The 19,146-nt window shown below is 40.6% G+C and carries 18 protein-coding genes; 14 read left to right on the top strand and 4 right to left on the bottom strand.

Annotated elements, in window-relative coordinates:
* The first annotated feature begins 15 nt into the window (after positions 1-15).
* The 8 genes from B9A91_RS18600 (at position 16) to B9A91_RS18570 (ending at position 7,855) form a co-directional block, all read left to right on the top strand.
* The gene (locus tag B9A91_RS18600) at positions 16-408 is read left to right on the top strand and encodes a sugar 3,4-ketoisomerase (protein WP_084240530.1); all 393 of its coding nucleotides are present in this window, start codon (positions 16-18) and stop codon (positions 406-408) included.
* On the top strand, positions 365-1,459 hold the full coding sequence (locus B9A91_RS18595) for a DegT/DnrJ/EryC1/StrS family aminotransferase (RefSeq protein WP_084240529.1): 1,095 nt from the start codon (positions 365-367) through the stop codon (positions 1,457-1,459). Before B9A91_RS18600 ends, B9A91_RS18595 begins: the two co-directional genes overlap by 44 nt.
* Positions 1,460-1,493: 34 nt before the next feature.
* A complete protein-coding gene (locus B9A91_RS18590; protein WP_084240528.1) occupies positions 1,494-2,570 on the top strand; it encodes an acyltransferase family protein in 1,077 nt (358 codons plus the stop codon).
* 54 nt (positions 2,571-2,624) lie between these two features.
* On the top strand, positions 2,625-4,439 hold the full coding sequence (locus tag B9A91_RS18585) for an ABC transporter ATP-binding protein (protein WP_084240527.1): 1,815 nt from the start codon (positions 2,625-2,627) through the stop codon (positions 4,437-4,439).
* A gap of 6 nt (positions 4,440-4,445) precedes the next feature.
* A complete protein-coding gene (locus B9A91_RS18580) occupies positions 4,446-5,609 on the top strand; it encodes a glycosyltransferase family 4 protein (RefSeq protein ID WP_084240526.1) in 1,164 nt (387 codons plus the stop codon).
* Positions 5,610-5,724: 115 nt separating this feature from the next.
* A complete protein-coding gene (locus tag B9A91_RS24170; protein WP_159451740.1) occupies positions 5,725-6,654 on the top strand; it encodes a hypothetical protein in 930 nt (309 codons plus the stop codon).
* Complete coding sequence (locus tag B9A91_RS18575) at positions 6,651-7,652, top strand: UbiA family prenyltransferase (RefSeq protein WP_159451739.1); 1,002 nt, start codon at positions 6,651-6,653, stop codon at positions 7,650-7,652. The genes B9A91_RS24170 and B9A91_RS18575 overlap by 4 nt, the downstream gene beginning before the upstream one ends.
* Positions 7,649-7,855: a hypothetical protein gene (locus tag B9A91_RS18570; RefSeq protein ID WP_084240524.1), complete on the top strand. Its 207-nt coding sequence runs from the start codon at positions 7,649-7,651 to the stop codon at positions 7,853-7,855. Before B9A91_RS18575 ends, B9A91_RS18570 begins: the two co-directional genes overlap by 4 nt.
* A gap of 30 nt (positions 7,856-7,885) precedes the next feature.
* Here the strand turns inward: B9A91_RS18570 and B9A91_RS18565 are convergent, their stop codons facing one another.
* On the bottom strand, positions 7,886-9,484 hold the full coding sequence (locus B9A91_RS18565) for a glycosyltransferase family 39 protein (RefSeq protein ID WP_084240523.1): 1,599 nt from the start codon (positions 9,482-9,484) through the stop codon (positions 7,886-7,888).
* Positions 9,485-9,548: 64 nt separating this feature from the next.
* Between B9A91_RS18565 and B9A91_RS18560 the strand changes: the two genes are divergently transcribed.
* The 6 genes from B9A91_RS18560 to B9A91_RS18535 are packed head-to-tail and all read left to right on the top strand — an operon-like array spanning position 9,549 to position 15,499.
* Complete coding sequence (locus B9A91_RS18560) at positions 9,549-10,226, top strand: HAD family hydrolase (RefSeq protein WP_084240522.1); 678 nt, start codon at positions 9,549-9,551, stop codon at positions 10,224-10,226.
* Position 10,227: 1 nt separating this feature from the next.
* Positions 10,228-11,232 (top strand): UbiA prenyltransferase family protein, encoded by a 1,005-nt coding sequence (locus B9A91_RS18555; protein WP_084240521.1) that lies wholly within the window; start codon positions 10,228-10,230, stop codon positions 11,230-11,232.
* A gap of 17 nt (positions 11,233-11,249) precedes the next feature.
* A complete protein-coding gene (locus tag B9A91_RS18550; protein ID WP_084240520.1) occupies positions 11,250-12,689 on the top strand; it encodes a GMC oxidoreductase in 1,440 nt (479 codons plus the stop codon).
* A gap of 1 nt (position 12,690) precedes the next feature.
* Positions 12,691-13,125, top strand: coding sequence for a hypothetical protein (locus tag B9A91_RS18545; RefSeq protein ID WP_084240519.1), 435 nt, complete (start codon positions 12,691-12,693; stop codon positions 13,123-13,125).
* A gap of 20 nt (positions 13,126-13,145) precedes the next feature.
* Positions 13,146-14,579, top strand: coding sequence for an MBOAT family O-acyltransferase (locus tag B9A91_RS18540; RefSeq protein ID WP_084240518.1), 1,434 nt, complete (start codon positions 13,146-13,148; stop codon positions 14,577-14,579).
* 2 nt (positions 14,580-14,581) lie between these two features.
* Positions 14,582-15,499, top strand: a complete 918-nt coding sequence (locus B9A91_RS18535; protein WP_084240517.1) for a hypothetical protein — start codon at positions 14,582-14,584, stop codon at positions 15,497-15,499.
* Here B9A91_RS18535 and B9A91_RS18530 read toward each other — a convergent pair.
* The 3 genes from B9A91_RS18530 to B9A91_RS18520 are packed head-to-tail and all read right to left on the bottom strand — an operon-like array spanning position 15,496 to position 18,752.
* Positions 15,496-16,479: a hypothetical protein gene (locus B9A91_RS18530; protein WP_084240516.1), complete on the bottom strand. Its 984-nt coding sequence runs from the start codon at positions 16,477-16,479 to the stop codon at positions 15,496-15,498. The two genes, B9A91_RS18535 and B9A91_RS18530, sit on opposite strands and share 4 nt — an antisense overlap.
* Positions 16,476-18,173: a GMC oxidoreductase gene (locus B9A91_RS18525; RefSeq protein WP_084240515.1), complete on the bottom strand. Its 1,698-nt coding sequence runs from the start codon at positions 18,171-18,173 to the stop codon at positions 16,476-16,478. The genes B9A91_RS18530 and B9A91_RS18525 overlap by 4 nt, the downstream gene beginning before the upstream one ends.
* A gap of 3 nt (positions 18,174-18,176) precedes the next feature.
* The gene (locus B9A91_RS18520) at positions 18,177-18,752 is read right to left on the bottom strand and encodes a gluconate 2-dehydrogenase subunit 3 family protein (RefSeq protein WP_084240514.1); all 576 of its coding nucleotides are present in this window, start codon (positions 18,750-18,752) and stop codon (positions 18,177-18,179) included.
* Positions 18,753-19,146 lie beyond the last annotated feature (394 nt).

Here is a 19,146-nt window from a genome sequence, read left to right as displayed (position 1 = left end):
TTATCTTAGCCGCCTATGGCGCACATCATTAACCTGAAAACATTTAAAGATACCCGGGGAATTCTTACGGTGTTAGACAAAGTTGTAAATTTTGAAATCAAGCGGCTTTTTTATATCTATGCTGTCGACAATTCTGACCGTGGCGGGCACCGCCATCACGACACCCACCAGGCAGCAATCTGTATAAAAGGTTCATGCAGTATTACAAATGACAACAATAAAAAAATTGAGACTTTCGTTCTTGATAGTCCCGAAAAATGCCTGATCCTTGAACCGGTTGACTGGCATGTGATGCACGACTTTAGCGAGGATGCTATACTGCTTGTACTGGCATCTACCGAATTTGACCCAAAAGACTACATATATGAGCCTTACAATACCATACGAAAGTTTAAAAACGCTCAATAAGCCCTTTGAAACTGAATTTAAAACGAAATTCAATAATTTTTTAGCGCATGGCTGGTATATACTTGGTAATGAGGTGGCTGTATTTGAAAAGGATTTTGCAGCCTATCATCATGAAAAGTATGCAGTTGGGGTAGCAAATGGCCTTGATGCACTGGTGCTTTCCCTCCGGTGCTGCAATTTTCCTGAAGGTTCAGAAGTTATTGTACCTTCAAATACCTATATCGCCAGTATACTTGCTGTATTACAATGTAAACTGATACCTGTTTTTGTGGAGCCGGATATCCAGACTTATAACCTTGATCCAAAAAAAATAGAAGCAGCCATTACCGCCAAAACAGTGGCAATTATGGTGGTACACCTGTACGGACAATGCTGTGAAATGGACCCGATACTTACCATCACAAAAAAAATAAAACTGAAATTGATAGAGGATTGCGCTCAGGCGCATGGGGCAACTTACAAAGGCAGGCTTGCAGGAACATTTGGCGATTTTGCGGCATTCAGTTTTTATCCAACAAAAAACCTGGGCGCACTAGGTGATGCCGGCGCTGTAATATGCAAAACTGAAAGCGATTATGAAATCCTGAGGCAGCTGAGGAACTATGGGTCCGAAAAAAAATACCACAACAACCTTGTTGGTTATAACTCCAGGCTGGACGAAATACAGGCTTCATTTTTAAGTATTAAACTACCTTACCTGGATCAGATCAATACACACAAAATTAAACTTGCGGGTTTATACCATGAAAAACTGAAGGAGACTTTTATCAGGCCTGTTGTTGATCAGGATTTCAAACACGTTTACCATATTTTCAATATCAGGCATCCCGAACGTGACCGCATCAAATCTTATTTGAGTGACAATGGCATTGGTACCGAAATCCACTACCCTATTGCACCGCATCAACAAAAAGCCTTATCAGCAATGAACCAGATGGATTTCCCGCTTTCATCAGAAATACACAGCACAACCTTAAGCCTGCCCTGTTCCTTTGCGCATACAGAGGCCGATATATTACATGTTATAGATCTATTGAATGCATATGCATAAACCCTGATCAGTAAAGAAAATATATCTTTATAAGATGAACCAAACCACAGCCAAAAAAAATACAAGGGATGGAGCACTTGACCTGCTTCGTTTCCTGGCCGTTATTATTGTTTTCTTTGCCCATTATACAGATACCTTTAACGTTAGCTATCAGATTGTACCCGAAAACCTTAAATGGGCACCTGTATTTCGGTACGGACGTGTGGCTTTGCTGATACTTTTTATAATCAGCGGCTATGTCATTACAATGACCTCCATAAACCGTAGCCTGAAAGATTTCGCCATTGCGCGTTTGTCTAGAATTTACCCCTTGTATTGGGTTAGCTGCCTGGCAGCCTTTATTTTGCCACGGCTTGTTGGACACAGCTACCTGGAATACAGCTCATTCAAAGTATTTCTGGCCAATCTAACAATGATTCCCCCCTTTCTGGGTGCCCCCATCATAAACCCCGTTTTTTATACACTTATCGTCGAATTGCTCTTCTATTTTTTTATCGGGTTTATTATCCTCTTTAAGCTCTGGAAAAGAGTGCTTGTAGTGATTGCCATGGTACTGGTCTATTGTGCATTTCATGCACTCGACCGAGAAGCGGGTTTACAAAACTTTTTCCCATCCTGCGCAGCTGGAATGCTATTTTATTTACTTAAAAAAGAAGCTGGCACCAAATGGCCACTGTACATTTTGCTTATTGCCTGCTTGTCCATTACACTTGTAACCGGAAAAATGATGGCGCTTGATCTTCAAGACCTTTTCAGGGACCAGATAAAGTTCAGTTATGAAATATTTTGCGCATTGGTTACCTTAATTTATCTGGTCTTTTATCTCATAACAACCAACAAAATAAACATCAGGGCAAGTGCATTTACCAGGATTTTAGGAGAAATTTCTTATCCTTTCTATCTTTTCCACGTCTATTTCCTTGTTTTTTATTGGTATTTAAGTAACAAAGTTCAGGCCGACCTGCTTTTATTCGGTTTGCTTTTTGTAATACTGATAGTTTCATGGCTGTTGCACATTGTCATTGAAAAGCCCTTATCCAGGTTTGCTAATTATATCCTACATACGTTTTTCAGTTTCTTTAATAAAAAAAAGCAGGTAACAGAAGTGTAATTTTGCTACTTTTGGTATTTATTCATTACAAACCCATACTTTCCTGCCTGTACAATGATAAAATCCTTTGCCAGTAAAGTTCAGAAATTAAGCACTAACTTAAACATCATCCGAATACTTAAATTAATTGGAACTGCATCTAAAAAATGGATGTTGATTTCTATTTTGTTTATCCTGATTGAAAGTGCTTTGTTTTACGCTTCTATTTACCTGATAAAGTTGCTGGTAGACACACTTTCAAAACATGGTGCCAACAACCTGAAGGATGAACCTATGGTAGTAAATCTTTTGCTACTTGCCGCACTGTCAGCTATTTTGTATGTTTCTGTAAAAGCGATATCTGCCTATATTATCGAAAAACAAGCAGCAAAGGTGGCCGAATATGTTGACGATAAGATTCACCGGAGCGCTATTGCCCTGGACCTTTCTTTTTATGAAAGCCCTGAGTATTTCGATATCCTAAAAAGGGCAAGGGATATGGGAAGCGACCGTCCCAATCTTATAGTGGCTACAATGGTAGATATTGCAAAAAATTCCGTAATGCTGATCCTTATCGGTTCAATGCTGGTTTCGATTGACTGGAGACTATTTCCAATCCTGGCCCTGTTTGTTATACCTACACTATGGGTACGAATCAATTTTGCAGATATTCAAAATGTACTCAGGCTTTCACAAACCGCGCTGGAAAGGAAATCAGGCTATATGAGTTCATTGATCACTTCTGATATACATGCAAAAGAAATACGTGGGTTCGGATTGGGGCATTACATCAGAAAAAAATACGTTGCCATCCGTCTGGAATTGCTGGAGGGCCGGCTTAAGATCAGCAGACAACGAACATTTAAGGAGATCATGACCTCGTCGATAGCTACACTTGGCTTTTTTTCCTGCATTGCCTACATCGCAATAGGCAGCATTCGCGGAACAACAAGCGTAGGTGATATTGCTTTGTTTTTTATCGCATTTCCCCAATCCTTTACCATTTTACAAAATCTGTCATCAGGTATCTCTACGCTTTATCAAAATAATATTTTTGTCAAGAGTTTATTTGAATTATTTGACCTGAAAAGCAATTTACCCGAACCTGCGCAACCTTTGCCCCTTCCTACCGCCCAGCAGGTAGATCTGGAACTAAAGCAGGTAAATTTCATTTATCCACATGCCACAAAACCTACCCTTAGCAATATTAGTTTAAAACTGCCTGCAGGAAAAATTGTTGCAATAGTAGGCAGCAACGGAGCTGGTAAATCAACCTTAATGAAATTGCTCTGCAGACTTTACGACCCAACTTCAGGAGAAATTACCTTGGATGACAAGAACATCAGAAATTTCAGCAGTACAGATTATCATAAGCAGATCTGTGCTGTTTTTCAGGATTTTGGAAAATACAACCTCAGTGTTGCAGACAACATCAGGTTTGGTGACATCCATAGTTTATCAAGAAAACCGGAGGAAATTGTAGAGGCGGCCAGAAACTCAGGTACCGATATGTTTGTTGATAAATTCCCGGAGGGCTACGATACGGTTATGGGCCGCATTTTTGAAGATGGGCATGAAGTGAGCATAGGCCAATGGCAGAAATTAGCTATAGCCAGGGCATTTTACAGCAATTCCCGCTTTATTATATTAGACGAAGCTACAAGTGCCCTAGATGCACGGTCTGAACAGGAGTTATTTGATTCATTAAGGGAAAGGATTGGAAACAGGGCTGCCCTGATCATCAGCCACAGGCAATCGGCGGTTAAACACGCAGATTATATTTATATGCTTACTGAAGGCTGTATCTCAGAATCAGGAACGCATGAAGAACTTTTGGCCTTAAAAGGTACATATTACCAATTATTCAACAGCAAAGCCGGAACAACGTAAAACCTTATGCAAAAAATAGCTATTATCAGTACATGCACAGAAGATTGGGGAGGTAGTGAGGAACTATGGGGCCGAAGCATCCCCCCATTGCAAGCTGCTGGCTTTAATGTTTCAGTATTAAAATACTACATCAACAGGAACCACCCTGAATTTGTAAAACTTGCAGAAAGACAGGTAAAACTGATAGAGATTTTTCCGGCCCATGATATGCTGAAGAGAATAGGAAAAAAGCTGGTAAAAACCTATCATGAAACAATGGTGGCCATCACAAAAAGCCCCCCAAGGCCCGAAGATTTTACCAGCTTTATCCGGATTATCCGTAAGGAGTCGCCTTCATTGGTCATTATTTCACAAGGCATTAATTTCGACGGTTTAAAGCTGGCCTATCAATGTCTGCTATTAAAAATCCCCTATGTAGTAATTGCCCAAAAAGCGGTCGACTTTTATTGGCCGCATAAAAATGACCGCGATTTTATGTTAAAGGCTTTGCTAGGTGCAAGAAATACCTTTTTTGTCTCTAAGCATAACCTACGTTTAACAGAAGAACAGTTTGGAAAAAGGCTTCCCAATGGTAAAGTTATTTTCAATCCTGTAAAACTTTCCGGAAATATCGTTCCTTTTCCCAACACTTCAGGTCAGTACAAACTGGCTTGTCTTGGCCGCCTGTTTTTACTGGATAAAGGACAGGATATGCTGATCCGCATCCTTGCTTCCGAAAAATGGAAGGCGCGCCCCCTTACCGTGTCATTTATTGGCAAGGGGGATGACGAAGCGGCCCTGAAAGACATGGCAGCCCTGCTTGGTGTAAAAAATGTAGATTTCAGGGGGCATATACATGATATAGAACATATGTGGGGAGAATATCATGCACTGATCCTCCCATCAAGAAGTGAAGGCTTGCCCTTATCAATGGTAGAAGCAATGTCGGCAGGAAGACCGGTAATCATATCCAATGCCGGGGGCAACGCCGAACTGGTGGAAGAAGGTGTTACAGGTTTTATTGGATATCCCGATGAAGCCTCATTTGAGGCAGCTATGGAACGGGCTTGGGAAAGACGTGAAGAATGGGAACAAATCGGAAAAAAGGCTGCAGCATTTGTCCGCGCAAATGTTCCAAAATGCCCGGAAAATGATTTCGCACAAATAATTTTAAACCTGGTTAACAAATAAGAGCTACATGTATCAGCCGGATATTGATCAGTCAATACTAAAAGGTGTAAGGTTTCTCCATCAGCATCAGATGCCCAATGGTGAATTTTGCTGTTATATAGGTAATGAAGACAGTATGAAAGATACAGTACCCGATAATAACATCTTTCCTACTTCTTTAATATGCTTTTCATTATTACCCTTGGCACATCTGGACGAGGTAGACGAAATATTACAGCTCACAGCGTCTTTTCTTCAATACCAAAGTATGCGGGCCGGTGTCTGGAATAATTTTACCAAAGCACACAAATATTTTAAAATATGCCCGGCAGATGTAGATAACACCGCATGCGCTTCAATAGTATTGAAAAGGTTACAACGTGAGTTTACCAATAATGAACAGATCCTGTTGCTAAACCGCAATAATAAAGGACTATTTTATACCTGGTTTACTTTCAGGCCAAATAAGGTATGGAACCGCGACTACTGGATGTTAATTTTGCGGGAATTAAGGTTTCCGCTAAGTTCCTGGATATTCTGGACTAAAAATGAAGCGGGAAAATACGATATTGACGGCGCGGTAAATGCGAATGTGCTTTTTTACCTGGGATTAAAAGACAGTACACGGCCTATAATTAAGTTCATAAAGGATATCATTTTAACGAATAAAGAAAATGACTGCGATAAATGGTATAGAAACCCTTTTACTATTTATTATTTCTTTTCAAGGAATTACGCTGCCGGACTAACAGAACTGGAAGCTATAAAGCTACCTGTTACCGAACGCATACTGGCTAAAGTTCAGGAAAACGGGGCGGTCGGAAATGGAGTGCTGGACACGGCACTGGCAGTGATAAGCCTGATTAACCTGGGCTATGAGAACAATTTAGTACTTAGGGCAGCTGTGAATTTTATCATTTCCAAACAAGAAAAAAATGGGGAATGGCCACGTTGGGCACTCTATTATGGAGGGCCCAAAAAACTGCAATGTTACGGATCAGAAGAAGCTACAACAGGTTTTTGCCTGGAAGCACTTGCGCTTTACCAAAAAAGTCTGAAAATATGAATCTATTAAGTATTATCAGGTCACAGGAATGGTGGGCACATAAACTGCCCCCTTTGCTTGCCATTGGCTATGCTACGGCTTTAATGTCCAAAATCCATTTATACCAAACAGCTATATGGCTTATATTTCTGCTGTTTTCTTTGGTGGTTGGGGCTATTTATGTCAGTGTCATTAACGACATTACAGATTTAGATGAGGATCTTGCCAGCGGAAAATCAAACAGGATTCAGCGCATAAGTCCTGAATGGAGATGGCTAATCCCGGTGCTTTGCCTCGTTATAGGTATAGGCTGTACATTTCTGATGTATCCGGATCGCTTATCCTGTCTCCTTTATCTGCTTTCCTGGATCGTTTTTAGCCTTTACTCCATTAAACCTTTTCGTTTAAAAAACCGGGGAATATGGGGAGTCCTGGCCGATGCCTGCGGCTCACACGTTTTTCCAGGTTTATTGATGGTATCGACCATAAGTTATATTACCGGCCAGCAACTAAACCTGGTGTGGTTTATTGCAGTGGGTACCTGGTCCTTTTCCTACGGTCTAAGGGGAATTTTGTGGCATCAGTTTGCAGACAGGGACAACGATATTAAAGTAAAACTCAATACATATGCCAGTAAGGTCCGGCCCGATTCTTTTTACCATAAGGCCAAATGGCTGTTTGCTATTGAGCTAATGGCCTTATGTGTAATGTTGTATCAACTGGCTAACATAGGGCCATTGTTAGCAATGGCAGCATACATTTCACTGGTATGTATCCGTTACCTGGTTTATAAAAACCAGATCATACTGGTCATGAAAAAAGATGACCGCCCATTTCAGATTTTAATGGCCGATTATTACCAGTTATTTTGGCCGCTTTCGCTTTTATTAGCGGCCTCCTTTACAGATCATCTGAACATAACAGTACTTATCGTACATATTTTATTATTTCCTTATGTTTTATGGCTGGCCATTTACGACTATATGTATGCTATCCTTACTTTAATCCGAAAAAAATGAATACATTCAATATTCCTTCAGGAACCATTGGCGTTACCTTAATTTTCCTGGTTTCTTTTTTTTCCGGCTGCAGTCAGTCTACCCCTAAAGCTACAACAGAAAAAACTATTTCTTCTGCTGTCGCTCTTCCAAAAATAGACGTTGGAAATACTGAAAGGTATGTAAGACTTGAAATAGCTGTTACACATGATGAGCCATTATAACATGTGCTATACGCATTAGCTTTCTTATCTCTATTTCATGGTAAACAAAAACACAGTAACATCTGTGGTTACCATCTTTTCATTAAGCCGGCCTAATTTAAGGAATTCTTCAACAACAATGTTGGTTGGGTTTCCTTCTTTTTTGTAATACCAGCTCGGTTCATTAATACGGTCCCCAATATCGGCCAGAAACTTATGGCTCAAAATCAACCAAACCCGCTTTTTACCCCTCAGCCGGGCAATATCTGTTACCAGATGTTTTTTATAGGAGCTTATATCAACAGAGGAACTTCTAAAGTCCCGTCCTTCTACAGCTTTAAACCGATATCGGTGCAGTTCTTTATACAGCCTGAACTGGGGTAAAATATTCCAGTAAACATACACCGCATCTCCCTCCTGGTAATGCTGATCAATATAATTTAAAGTCTCCTTCTGATAGGATTTTTTATGCATGTAAAAATTTTGGGGCTGTAAAACCGAAGCTATTGCCTGGCTGGCCGGGCCTGTAACCACTACAATAAAGAAAATCCATTTCCAGAAACCATACTGAATTCTGGTCCATACCACATCAAACCCTTTACCGATAATCAATAAAAAAACAGGGGCTATAAATAACCAAAACCTTTCTGTAAGCGGGTAAAGTTCTAACCCGGAAGCCAGCAGGGTAAATAATAATGGGCAAAAAAGCACCAGTACGTTCAGCATTTCAGATTTAATGAACTTATAACTTCCTAATAAAATCAGCGCAATCGGAACAATCGACATTTTAAGCACAACATTCCAATTCCACAATAGCCCCAGCGGATAGTCCAACATTCTGTAAAATGTTACAGCAAACCATTTCAAATCTGAAAACGATTGGGGCGGCATAGGCATAAAATTCTGATAGAACCTGAACCAGTAAACAACCCAGTCTTCATCGGCATGTTTATGCGTAAATAACAGATAGTTGACTGCAAAACTGGCCAGCCAAATGGTAAAAGGAATTAGGCGATAAAAAAAAGCCTGCCATTCTTTTTTTAACAGACTGTCTATACTCAATGCAACAGCTATACCGGCAAGAATAAAAACAGCGGAATAGGATAACCACAAAATCAGGCCGGCAGCAAATCCCCAGATCAATAGGCGTGTGACAGACAGGCTATCTTTATACCTGACAAATAAATACAAAGAAAGTACTGAACCAAACAACTCTGTTGCATATTGCTTAATTTCTACACTATGGTAAATAAAGGCAGGTGAAAGACAGACAACCGCTATGGCCACAAGAGAACCTGGTTTGTTTAAGAAATATCTGCACACCAGCACAAACAGAAACAATGTTGCAAGCCCCGATATCAGGGGAACCAGGCGAAGCCATATTTCCTTGTTTCCAAACAAACTAATAACGATTTTAACTAAAATCAAAAAAAACACAGGTGCCTTCTGCTGGTAATCCAATGGCCCGTTAATCAGTCCCTTAAAATCAAGATGAACCAAACCCGAAACCAGGTAAACTTCGTCCAGCCATAAAGAACGGTCTGAAAAAAAATGAAACAGCCTGATAGCGCAGCCTGTAATTAAAAAAAAAGTAGTCAGTCTTTTCCAATTGATCGGATCAGTAAATATTTTTGTACTTATCAGATTCATTTATAAGCGCATATATGCCTAAGTGTTAATTTTTTTAATAGTTTTACAAATCAAATAGAAATAATTGGAAAACCTGCTATTTAATCAGCTAAAATTAGTCATTTTTGATGTAGACGGTACACTTTATCATCAGAAACCGCTGAGAAAAAGAATGCTTTTTGCAATTCTAGGGTATTATATATTAAGGCCATGGCGTTTCAGGGAAATCCTGTTTCTTTACCATTTCAGAAAAGAAAGAGAAAAAAAAGCGGGCTTTGCGGCAAGCGATCTGGAAGCGAAACAATACAACTGGTGTAGTGCCAAAACACGGTTTTCAGTTAAAGAAATGAAAAAAATAACCAACAAATGGATGTTTGAACATCCCAATAAGTACTTAAAACACTACATGTACCCTGGTGTAGGTATTTTTTTTAATGAGCTGCAAAAACAAGGCATATCAACAGCCATATATTCCGATTACCCGGCTGCTCAAAAATTGAAAGCGATGGGCCTTAAAGCCGACCTGGTTGTGAATTCAACAGATCCTGCCATCAACGCACTGAAGCCGGCCCCAAATGGAATTTTATATATTCTTGAACAACTTGGTATACAAAATAAAGAAACCTGCCTTTTCATCGGAGACCGCGACGAGCTTGATGGTGCATGCGCCAGAAACGCAGGGGTTAATTTTTTACTATTGGATAAAACCGCTGCCAAAACAAATTTTTATCCATTGCTTTCCAACAAAATCAGATCAAGGTAAAATGTCATCAGCAACAACTACACATAAAAAAACTGCTACTTTAAAAGACTACATTGCCATAGCCAGGCCCGACAATTGGGTTAAAAACATCTTTATGGTACCGGGCATGTTATTTGCCCTGTCCATATTTCATACACCATTTAGCAATGAGCTGCTGCTAAAAATTTTGTATGGTATAGTCAGCATCTGCCTTGTCGCATCAGCAAATTATGTCATCAATGAATATCTCGATGCCGGCTATGACAAATACCATCCGCTTAAAAACAAAAGGTCGTCTGTAGTATCAGAGGTTAACCCGGTAATTGTATACCTGGAGTATGCCTTACTGGGGGCAACGGGACTGCTTATTGCTTACCTGGTTTCTTTGAAGTTTTTATCTATGGCCCTGCTATTGCTCATTATGGGCATAATTTATAATGTAAGGCCATTAAGAAGTAAAGACCGCGTTTTCCTGGATGTATTGAGCGAGTCTGTTAACAACCCAATACGTTTTGCCGCAGGCTGGTTCATATTTACCCCGGCCCTTGGAATTCCGAGCAGCAAATGGGACCTGGACTGGATCAATACCTTCCCACCTGTTAGCATCATCATTGCTTATTGGATGGGCGGGGCTTTTTTAATGGCTACCAAGCGTTTTGCAGAATACAGGCTAATTGGCGATCCTGAAATTGCAGGCCAGTACCGCAGGTCTTTTAAATTTTATACAGAAAACAGCCTGCTGGTTTCTATGTTCTTCTATGCCATCACCTGCGCTTTTTTTATGGGCATTTTCCTGATTAAAGACAGGATTGAGCTTCTGCTCAGCTTTCCATTTTTTGCATTGCTGTTTTCATGGTACCTTCGTATCGGTTTGCTTAAAGACTCACCTGTACAGGGATCAGAGAAACTCTATACCAGGAAATGGTTTATGCTGTATCTCATACTGTTTACCATTATGCTTTGTGTGCTCATGTTTGTAGATATTCCGTGGCTGTACTGGTTTCTTAAAAATGCCAACAATTATTAAATATCATTATTTACCCCATGAAATACGAGCATTACGATTTAGTTGTTGTAGGTACAGGATTTGCTTCCAGTTTTTTTCTAAAAAAATATTTATCAAAAACAGATCAGAAAAAGAAAGTACTGGTGCTGGAAAAAGGGCATTTTTTTCCTTCTGCCGAACGGTTAAAGATATTAAGGGGCCAGCCATCATCTTATAAAAAATACGAATCGCATTGGTACAACAATATTGTAAACCCCAATAAAGAAAAAGTATGGCAGTTCAGCACTTCCTATGGGGGCTCTTCCAATTGCTGGTGGGGCTGCACGCCACGTTTCATGCCTTCCGATTTTAAAATGAAATCTTTGTTTGGGATAGAACAGGACTGGCCGGTAACCTATGAAGAGCTCGATCCTTATTATTACGAAGCTGAAGAGATCATGTCCATATCCGGCCCGGACAACACCCCTTTTCCCAGAAAAGGCAAATACCCCCTGCCGGCACATAGTTTTAGCCTGGTCGACAAAATACTCCATAAAACTTATGGTACGCAATACATCAGCCAACCTACCGCAAGGGCAAGCCGTCCATTAAACAAACGAAATGGCTGTATGGCATTCAGCACCTGTCATACCTGCCCTGTAGATGCTAAATTTACCATCGAAAATTCCGGAATGTCGATCTATCAGGACAACCGTGTAGAACTGTTATACGGCTGCTCGGTTTATAGTATGGATATTGAAAATAATGTGGTAAAGACAATATTGTTCCAAAAAGATGGTAAGGAATACTCGGTTAAAGCTGAGGCATTTGTATTGGGCGCCAATCCTTTTTTCAATGTCAATATATTGCTCAATGCCGGCGATAAAAACCCTTTAACAGGAGTTGGTTTTGGTGAGCAACTTGGCATGCAGGCGCTCATTTACCTGGATGGCATGAGCAATGTTGGCGGAAGCTCATGGGTAAATGCCAATGGCTATATGTTATACGATGGTGCGCATAGAAAGGATCATGCCGCCTGCCTTATAGAGGTTAATAATGCACCATATAACATCAGGGTAGAGCGGGGCAAATACCTTAATATGGCCAGTTTCAGAATGGTCTTTGAAGATCTGCCGCTTCAAAGCAACTACATCACCACCTCTGAAAATAAGCATGTACCGGTTGCCCATTTCAAAGACCGTTCGGCATACACGCTAAAAGCAGTTGAGCAGATGAAAATAAAGTTACCTGAAATTCTATCCTGTTTACCGGTAGAAGACATCAAACACCTTCCTCCCGAACCCAACGAAGGCCATATCTTAGGCGGCACAAGAATGAGCAGGGATAAAACTACAGGAGTGGTAGACAGTCACCTGATCCATCATCAATACCGCAATCTATTTGTTTTAGGTGCCGGGGCCTTTACCACCTACGGGCCTTCAAACCCTACCCTAACCGTTTGCGCATTGTCTCTTTTTGCTGCCGATAAAGTGTTCTGATATGAAAAGACGAAATTTTATTAAACTGGCAGGACTTGCCTCGGGGATGGTGCTGCTGCCACCTGCACTATATTACGTTGCCCCCGAAGTAAAACAGTTTGCCGTTAAACTGCTTGAAAAAGAATTACATTACCTAAAATTAAGCCCTGGCAGCGCGGCAAAGTTTGTAGAAGATTATTTCAATGCAACAGGAAACGATCTTTTATCAAAAGTAAAGTGGAAAGCACTGTACTATCTGGGTTACAACTGGGAAAAATCTGATCGCATCAGGGACCTGATCAAATATTTCCTGCTATCCACTGATTTCTTTACCAATAAAGCAGATGAGCGCAAAACGGTAAGTTACCTGGGCATATACAATCCTTATACCAGCCCCCTGTCTAACCCTTATTCTTTTGTTTTATATCCTGCAGCCGAAATACCCGAGCCCAAGTGAAAATTTTTATATATTAGCAAATGCTTTTTAATTCGATTAACTTCGCTATATTCCTGCCGATCGTATTCGTATTGTATTGGTTTGTAACCAACAAAAACCTTAAAGCGCAAAACATCCTGTTGCTGGTTTCAAGTTACTTTTTTTATGCCTGCTGGGACTGGAGATTTTTGTTCCTGCTTGTATTTTCTACAGCGCTTGACTACTACACCGGCTTAAAAATTGCTTCCTCCGAAAAAAAGAGCATGAAGAAATTCTGGTTCTGGTTAAGTATAACCGTTAACCTGGGTTTTCTTGGGGTATTTAAATACTACAACTTTTTCATCAGCTCTTTTGCCGAAGCCGTAGGGCAACTCGGCATGTCATTTAACCCCTGGACATTAAAAGTTATCCTTCCGGTGGGTATTTCTTTTTATACTTTTCATGGCTTATCGTATGTTATCGATATTTATAAAGAAAGGATCAAACCGGAAAAAGATTTTGTAGACTATTCTGTATTTGTAAGCTTTTTTCCATTGCTGGTTGCCGGCCCAATTGAAAGGGCAACACACCTGCTGCCACAGATCCAGAAAAAAAGAAGTTTCGATTATGCGAGGGCAATAGACGGGCTTCGGCAAATTTTATGGGGGCTTTTTAAAAAGGTTGTGATTGCAGACAGAAGTGCCGAGTATGTTAACCAGATTTTTAACCACCATACCGATTATTCGGGCAGCACACATATTCTGGGGGCCATCTTTTTTGCCTTTCAGATTTATTGTGATTTCTCTGGCTACTCTGATATTGCACTTGGTACGGCCAGGTTATTTGGTATTGAGCTGCTCAGGAATTTTAGTTTCCCTTACTTTTCGAGGGATATTGCCGAATTCTGGCGAAGGTGGCACATATCGCTCTCTACGTGGTTCAGAGACTATCTGTATATACCATTGGGCGGAAGCAAAGGTGGCATGTGGCTAAAAATACGGAATACCTTTATTATTTTCCTGGTAAGCGGCTTTTGGCATGGTGCCAACTGGACCTTTATCATATGGGGTTTCTTAAACGCACTCTACATTATGCCTTCCATCATTTTTAACACCAACAGAAACCACCTCGATATTGTGGCCCAGGGAAAAATTTTTCCCACTACCAGAGAATTTATAGCTATGGTCATCACGTTTGGCCTTACGGTTTTTGCCTGGATCTTTTTCAGGGCCGAAAGCGTTGAAGCCGCCTTTACCTATATCGGAGAAATTTTTTCTCCTTCATTGTTTACCGTCCCTTATGTTAAGCCGCTATTATTGGCACTTGCATTGGTATTTCTAATTGTAGAATGGCTGGGCCGCGAAGGGCAATATGCCCTGGCACATTTTGGCACAAGCTGGCCAAGGCCACTCAGGTGGGCAACCTACTATGCTATTTTGATTGCGATTTTTCTTTTCGCAGGCGGTGAACAACAATTTATTTACTTTCAATTTTAATTATGAACCGTTTCATAAAAGGTGTACTCGCTTTTTTACTTCCTGTTCTTGTATTGGGTATCATTTTAGAAGTATTGCTGCGCAAAATACCTAACGATTATAAATACAAAAGCGAATACCTGGACCAGCATAGTACAGCTATCCAAACCCTTTACCTGGGCAATTCCCATATCTATTACGGTATCGACCCGGTATACCTGGCCCCTAATACATTCAATGCCGCCTATGTGGCGCAGTACCTCAATTACGATCTGGCCATATTGCAAAAGTACAACTGGCCTGCCCTGCGGCAAATTGTAATTTCGGTAGATTATCTTTCCCTGTATGGAAAACTGGAAGATGGAGTGGAAAGCTGGAGAAAAAAAAATTACATCATTTATTATGGGATACACTTAGAAACTGAAATTGCCGATCATATGGAAGTTTTAAGCCAGTTTAAAAACAACCTGCATAAAATTAACAATTACTATTTTCAGCACGACAAGGTCATTACCTGTTCAGCCTTAGGCTGGGGCACGGGTTATACCGCCAAAACAAAAAATGACCTTGATGAAACAGGAAAACAGGCTGCAATAAGGCATACCTCCAAAGACGATAGAAATTTTAATGAAAATTTACAAAAGCTGAAAACAATCATTGAATTTGCAGAAAGGAACAAAATTGATGTATTTCTGATTACCTCGCCAGCCTATAAAACTTATACCGACCGGCTTAACCAGGTACAGCTTACACGCAGCCTTAACGCTGCAAAACAACTAGCTGTAAACTACAAAAATGTACATTATTTTGATTTACTGGAAGACCCCTCATTCACCAAAGCCGATTTTTATGATGCAGACCATTTAAATGAAAAAGGGGCAAAAAAGTTTACGTATAAAACCGATAGCCTCATCAAAGCTTCAGTTAAAAACCAGCCTTAATTACTTTTGAGCGTTTTAAATAAACTTTTGTAAACCTGAGGGTACAATGGCATTTGCAACACCAGCTTTACGCTCTGTTTTATACCATAAATGGTGTTCTGATTGGCATATGCAATATTGATCTGTTCTACAGCCATATCTATTTTTACCGCCCGCTCCCATTTTTTTGTCAAAGCGCATATCTGGGTTTTGTTAAAAAGCTCAGCGGCAGGTGTACTTTCAAAAAGTTTATCCAGCAAGCCATCCAGCAGTACCTTTTGTTGTGCCCCCCAATAATGTAAAACAAACTCTTCGGCACTGCGTATTTCTGTTCTTTTCTGCAGAACAAGCGCAAAAGCGAGCTGCTCGCTAATAAACCATTCTGAATTCGCATAAAATTCGTCTGTTAAACGAAACACATCTGGCATATAGGTTGCAAAGCTTTGATCCAAAGCCAGCACACCAGAATTCCAGCTGTAATCTAAATCACTGAACTGTTCTATAAGCCCTCCTATTTCAAATGACCTGCCGGCAATATATTTTAAAAAAGCTTCGGGATACTGACCCTGGTTAAATGAAGAAAAAAGCGCAAGCCCATCTTTCAGCATATATTCCCGTTTGTGCATAAAGCACTTTCCTACCTCAAAACTGTTCAATAGCTTTGCCGGTTCAGTAATAAAAAATGTATCCGAATCAATAAACATTAATGCATCCCCAGGAAACATTTTAAAGGTCATGTCGATAACTGCAACCTTACGCCGGTGAAAATACGTTGTACCAGCCAGCATTGCCGTGGTCAGTTCGTCTGTAAGATGAACATATTGTACATTAAGCCCTTTTAAATAAGGTTTAAAAAAATCAGGTTGGTCTGTATAAATTAAAATTCTCCAATCCGGCAAATGTTCCTTTCCCCACGCCCATAAGCTTAATATGCAAAAAATTGCCCTTTTATATTCAGATATTCTGCCATAAGAAAGCAGTACAAGGCTCTTATTTTTCATATGTTCCCTTTCTTCATTTCCTCAACCGCAAAATTACAAGCCCTTGCAGTAAGCGCCATATAGGTTAATGAGGGGTTCTGGCATGCCGAGGAAGTCATACAGCTTCCATCGGTAACAAATACATTATTTACAGCATGAACTTGGTTAAACGCATTCAAGACCGAAGTTTTAGGGTCTTTTCCCATCCGCGCAGTCCCCATCTCATGAATGGTTGAGCCACCCGGCTTATTGTAATTAAAACTGCTGATGTTTTTGAATCCTGCCTTTTCCAGCATTTCAGCAGAGCTGGTTTTGATGTCATCCATCATACGGTTTTCATTGTCTTTAAATGAAAAATCAATTTTAATGAGCGGCTGCCCCCATTTATCGGTCTGGCCTTTTTCCAGGCTTACCTTATTCTCTTTATAGGGCAAACACTCGCCCCAGCCGGCCATCCATACTGTCCAGGGCCCGGGCGTACCCAGCTGGGCCTTAAAATCTTTTCCAAAACCCTTAATGTTTCCGGATTTGTCCCACCATTCCTGGCGCTCGCCATGCCCTTGTATGTTATACCCGCGTTTAAAGTTAAGGTTTTCGTTAACTGATAAGTTTCTGTACCTCGGTATCAGAAAGCCACATGGGCGCCTGCCTTTGTAATACTGGTCGGTATACTGATCGTGTACCCCATATGCCCCTGCCGATGAATGGTGGTCCATAAGGTAATGCCCCAATGCCCCGCTGTCGTTCCCAAACCCATTGGGGAAGCGCGCTGAAGTAGAGTTTAACAGCAACGCAGTTGTATTTATAGTAGAAGCATTTACAAAAACAATTCTCGAATAAAATTCGTGTGTTTCCCCGCTCAGGGAATCAATAATACGTACACCGCTTGCCTTTTTTGTGGCCGCATCGTATATCACTTCGGTAGCTATTGAAAAAGGCCTTAATTTAAGGTTACCTGTAGCAGCTGCAGCCGGAATGGTAGAACTGTTGCTGCTAAAATACCCACCAAAGGGGCAGCCCCTGTTGCATAAGTTCCTGTTTTGGCAAGGGCCCCTGTTGTCCCATCCCCGGGTAAGGTTGGCTACCCTGGCAATGGTCAGGAGCCTGGTCTCATCGTTTTTCTTTATGGCCTCTCCCAGGTGTTTTTCAATACAGTTCAATTCCATGGGGGCCAAAAATTCGCCATCGGGCAGCTGCCTTAAGTTTTCCTGTTTACCGCTTACCCCAATAAAAGATTCAACATAAGCATACCATTGCTCAAGGTCTTTATACCTCAAAGGCCAGTCTACCCCGTTCCCATCCTTTAAATTGGCTTCAAAGTCAAGATCGCTCCAGCGGTAACACTGCCGGCCCCATATCAGCGAACGGCCGCCAACCTGGTAGCCCCTGTACCAGTTAAATGGCTTTTCCTGTATATACGGATGTTCTTTATCCCTTACATAAAAGTGCTTATCGGCCGGGCTGTAGGCACTGCTTTGTACCGGGTCTTCGGCACGGTCCTGCAGCGTATTGTTAAGGCCATACTTAAAATCCCATGGGTTCAGATTGGCGGTGGGGTAATCGGTAATGTGTTTTACATCACGGCCGCGCTCCAGCAATAGTGTTTTAAGCCCTTTTTTACAAAGTTCCATGGCAGCCCAGCCACCACTTATACCAGATCCTATCACTATGGCATCATAGGTATTTGCTGCTTTGTTGTTTCCGGTTATATACATAGTTTATTTTGTAGCCCACGATTTTTGACCTGGCCTAAGCGGGATGCAGGCTTCAAATGTTCCCGGAATATAGTCGTAGGCAAGCCCTTGGGTTGCCCCAAGCATAGAAGTGCAATAGCCTTCAACGGTTAAATTCTTTAGTGTATTGTAAAATGAGCCACCTAAAAATTTGTTGTTTATTTTATTCAGTATAGCAAATGGATAACCATCATGATCTGCAAAATAAGTTAAAACTTCCTGTTTCTGGGATTCGCTGCACATTAGGAATTCCTTTTCATAATGTGCCAGACAATACTCCTCGAGTTTCTCAATTCCGCCTACAAACTTATTTTGCTGTCTCACATCCATACAATTGCCCATCACACCAATAATATAGGCAGCCACACCGGCACGTTTTGCACCAGGGGTATCTGTTTCAGGAATGATCAGTTCGGCCAACTCAGCAATAAGGTGTTCTTTTTCTTTTAAAACAGCAGCATTTACAGGTCTGTTCATGCTTATCCATTTATAAGCAGGAACAGACACCAACCCTAAAGTAAGTGCAGCACCAATGCCCTTTAAATAAGTTCTTCTGTTCAATATAAAAGCAATTTGCGATAAATATAGTTATTCGGGGCCGAGATTCAAATTTGAAATAGTTTACAGCTGTTTTATCTATACTTCCAGCCTTAAAAGTTTCCTTTTTAAAACTCAAAAATACTGTAGAATAAATACCACAATTTAATTAAATTAACAAAAATTTAACTTAAAAATATAAATATAATAATTACCTTTAGCACAAGCATCAAAAACACTGATAAAGTAAGTTTCGATGCCTTTCTTCAAAATTTCATTTAATCCCAACGACTTAAATTCTACAGAATTTATAAGTTAAAACATTGATTTTACCATCAGCGTTTTTCAGAAAAAAATCGTTCCAACGCACACCAATGGGCATTAAAATCCACACTTTTCCACACTTTGTAATCATTTT

Source organism: Pedobacter africanus (assembly GCF_900176535.1).
GTDB classification, from domain to species: domain Bacteria; phylum Bacteroidota; class Bacteroidia; order Sphingobacteriales; family Sphingobacteriaceae; genus Pedobacter; species Pedobacter africanus.
The sequence above is the reverse complement of the archived record's forward strand: the minus strand, read 5'-3'. Positions and strand labels throughout refer to the sequence as shown.

Bases quoted from the DNA above. Each gene is read 5' to 3' on its own strand.
- B9A91_RS18600 (WP_084240530.1), top strand. From the start codon at position 16: ATGGCGCACATCATTAACCTGAAAACATTTAAAGATACCCGGGGAATT.
- B9A91_RS18595 (WP_084240529.1), top strand. From the start codon at position 365: ATGAGCCTTACAATACCATACGAAAGTTTAAAAACGCTCAATAAGCCC.
- B9A91_RS18590 (WP_084240528.1), top strand. From the start codon at position 1,494: ATGAACCAAACCACAGCCAAAAAAAATACAAGGGATGGAGCACTTGAC.
- B9A91_RS18585 (WP_084240527.1), top strand. From the start codon at position 2,625: ATGATAAAATCCTTTGCCAGTAAAGTTCAGAAATTAAGCACTAACTTA.
- B9A91_RS18580 (WP_084240526.1), top strand. From the start codon at position 4,446: ATGCAAAAAATAGCTATTATCAGTACATGCACAGAAGATTGGGGAGGT.
- B9A91_RS24170 (WP_159451740.1), top strand. From the start codon at position 5,725: ATGAAAGATACAGTACCCGATAATAACATCTTTCCTACTTCTTTAATA.
- B9A91_RS18575 (WP_159451739.1), top strand. From the start codon at position 6,651: ATGAATCTATTAAGTATTATCAGGTCACAGGAATGGTGGGCACATAAA.
- B9A91_RS18570 (WP_084240524.1), top strand. From the start codon at position 7,649: ATGAATACATTCAATATTCCTTCAGGAACCATTGGCGTTACCTTAATT.
- B9A91_RS18565 (WP_084240523.1), bottom strand. From the start codon at position 9,484: ATGAATCTGATAAGTACAAAAATATTTACTGATCCGATCAATTGGAAA.
- B9A91_RS18555 (WP_084240521.1), top strand. From the start codon at position 10,228: ATGTCATCAGCAACAACTACACATAAAAAAACTGCTACTTTAAAAGAC.
- B9A91_RS18550 (WP_084240520.1), top strand. From the start codon at position 11,250: ATGAAATACGAGCATTACGATTTAGTTGTTGTAGGTACAGGATTTGCT.
- B9A91_RS18545 (WP_084240519.1), top strand. From the start codon at position 12,691: ATGAAAAGACGAAATTTTATTAAACTGGCAGGACTTGCCTCGGGGATG.
- B9A91_RS18540 (WP_084240518.1), top strand. From the start codon at position 13,146: ATGCTTTTTAATTCGATTAACTTCGCTATATTCCTGCCGATCGTATTC.
- B9A91_RS18535 (WP_084240517.1), top strand. From the start codon at position 14,582: ATGAACCGTTTCATAAAAGGTGTACTCGCTTTTTTACTTCCTGTTCTT.
- B9A91_RS18530 (WP_084240516.1), bottom strand. From the start codon at position 16,479: ATGAAAAATAAGAGCCTTGTACTGCTTTCTTATGGCAGAATATCTGAA.
- B9A91_RS18525 (WP_084240515.1), bottom strand. From the start codon at position 18,173: ATGTATATAACCGGAAACAACAAAGCAGCAAATACCTATGATGCCATA.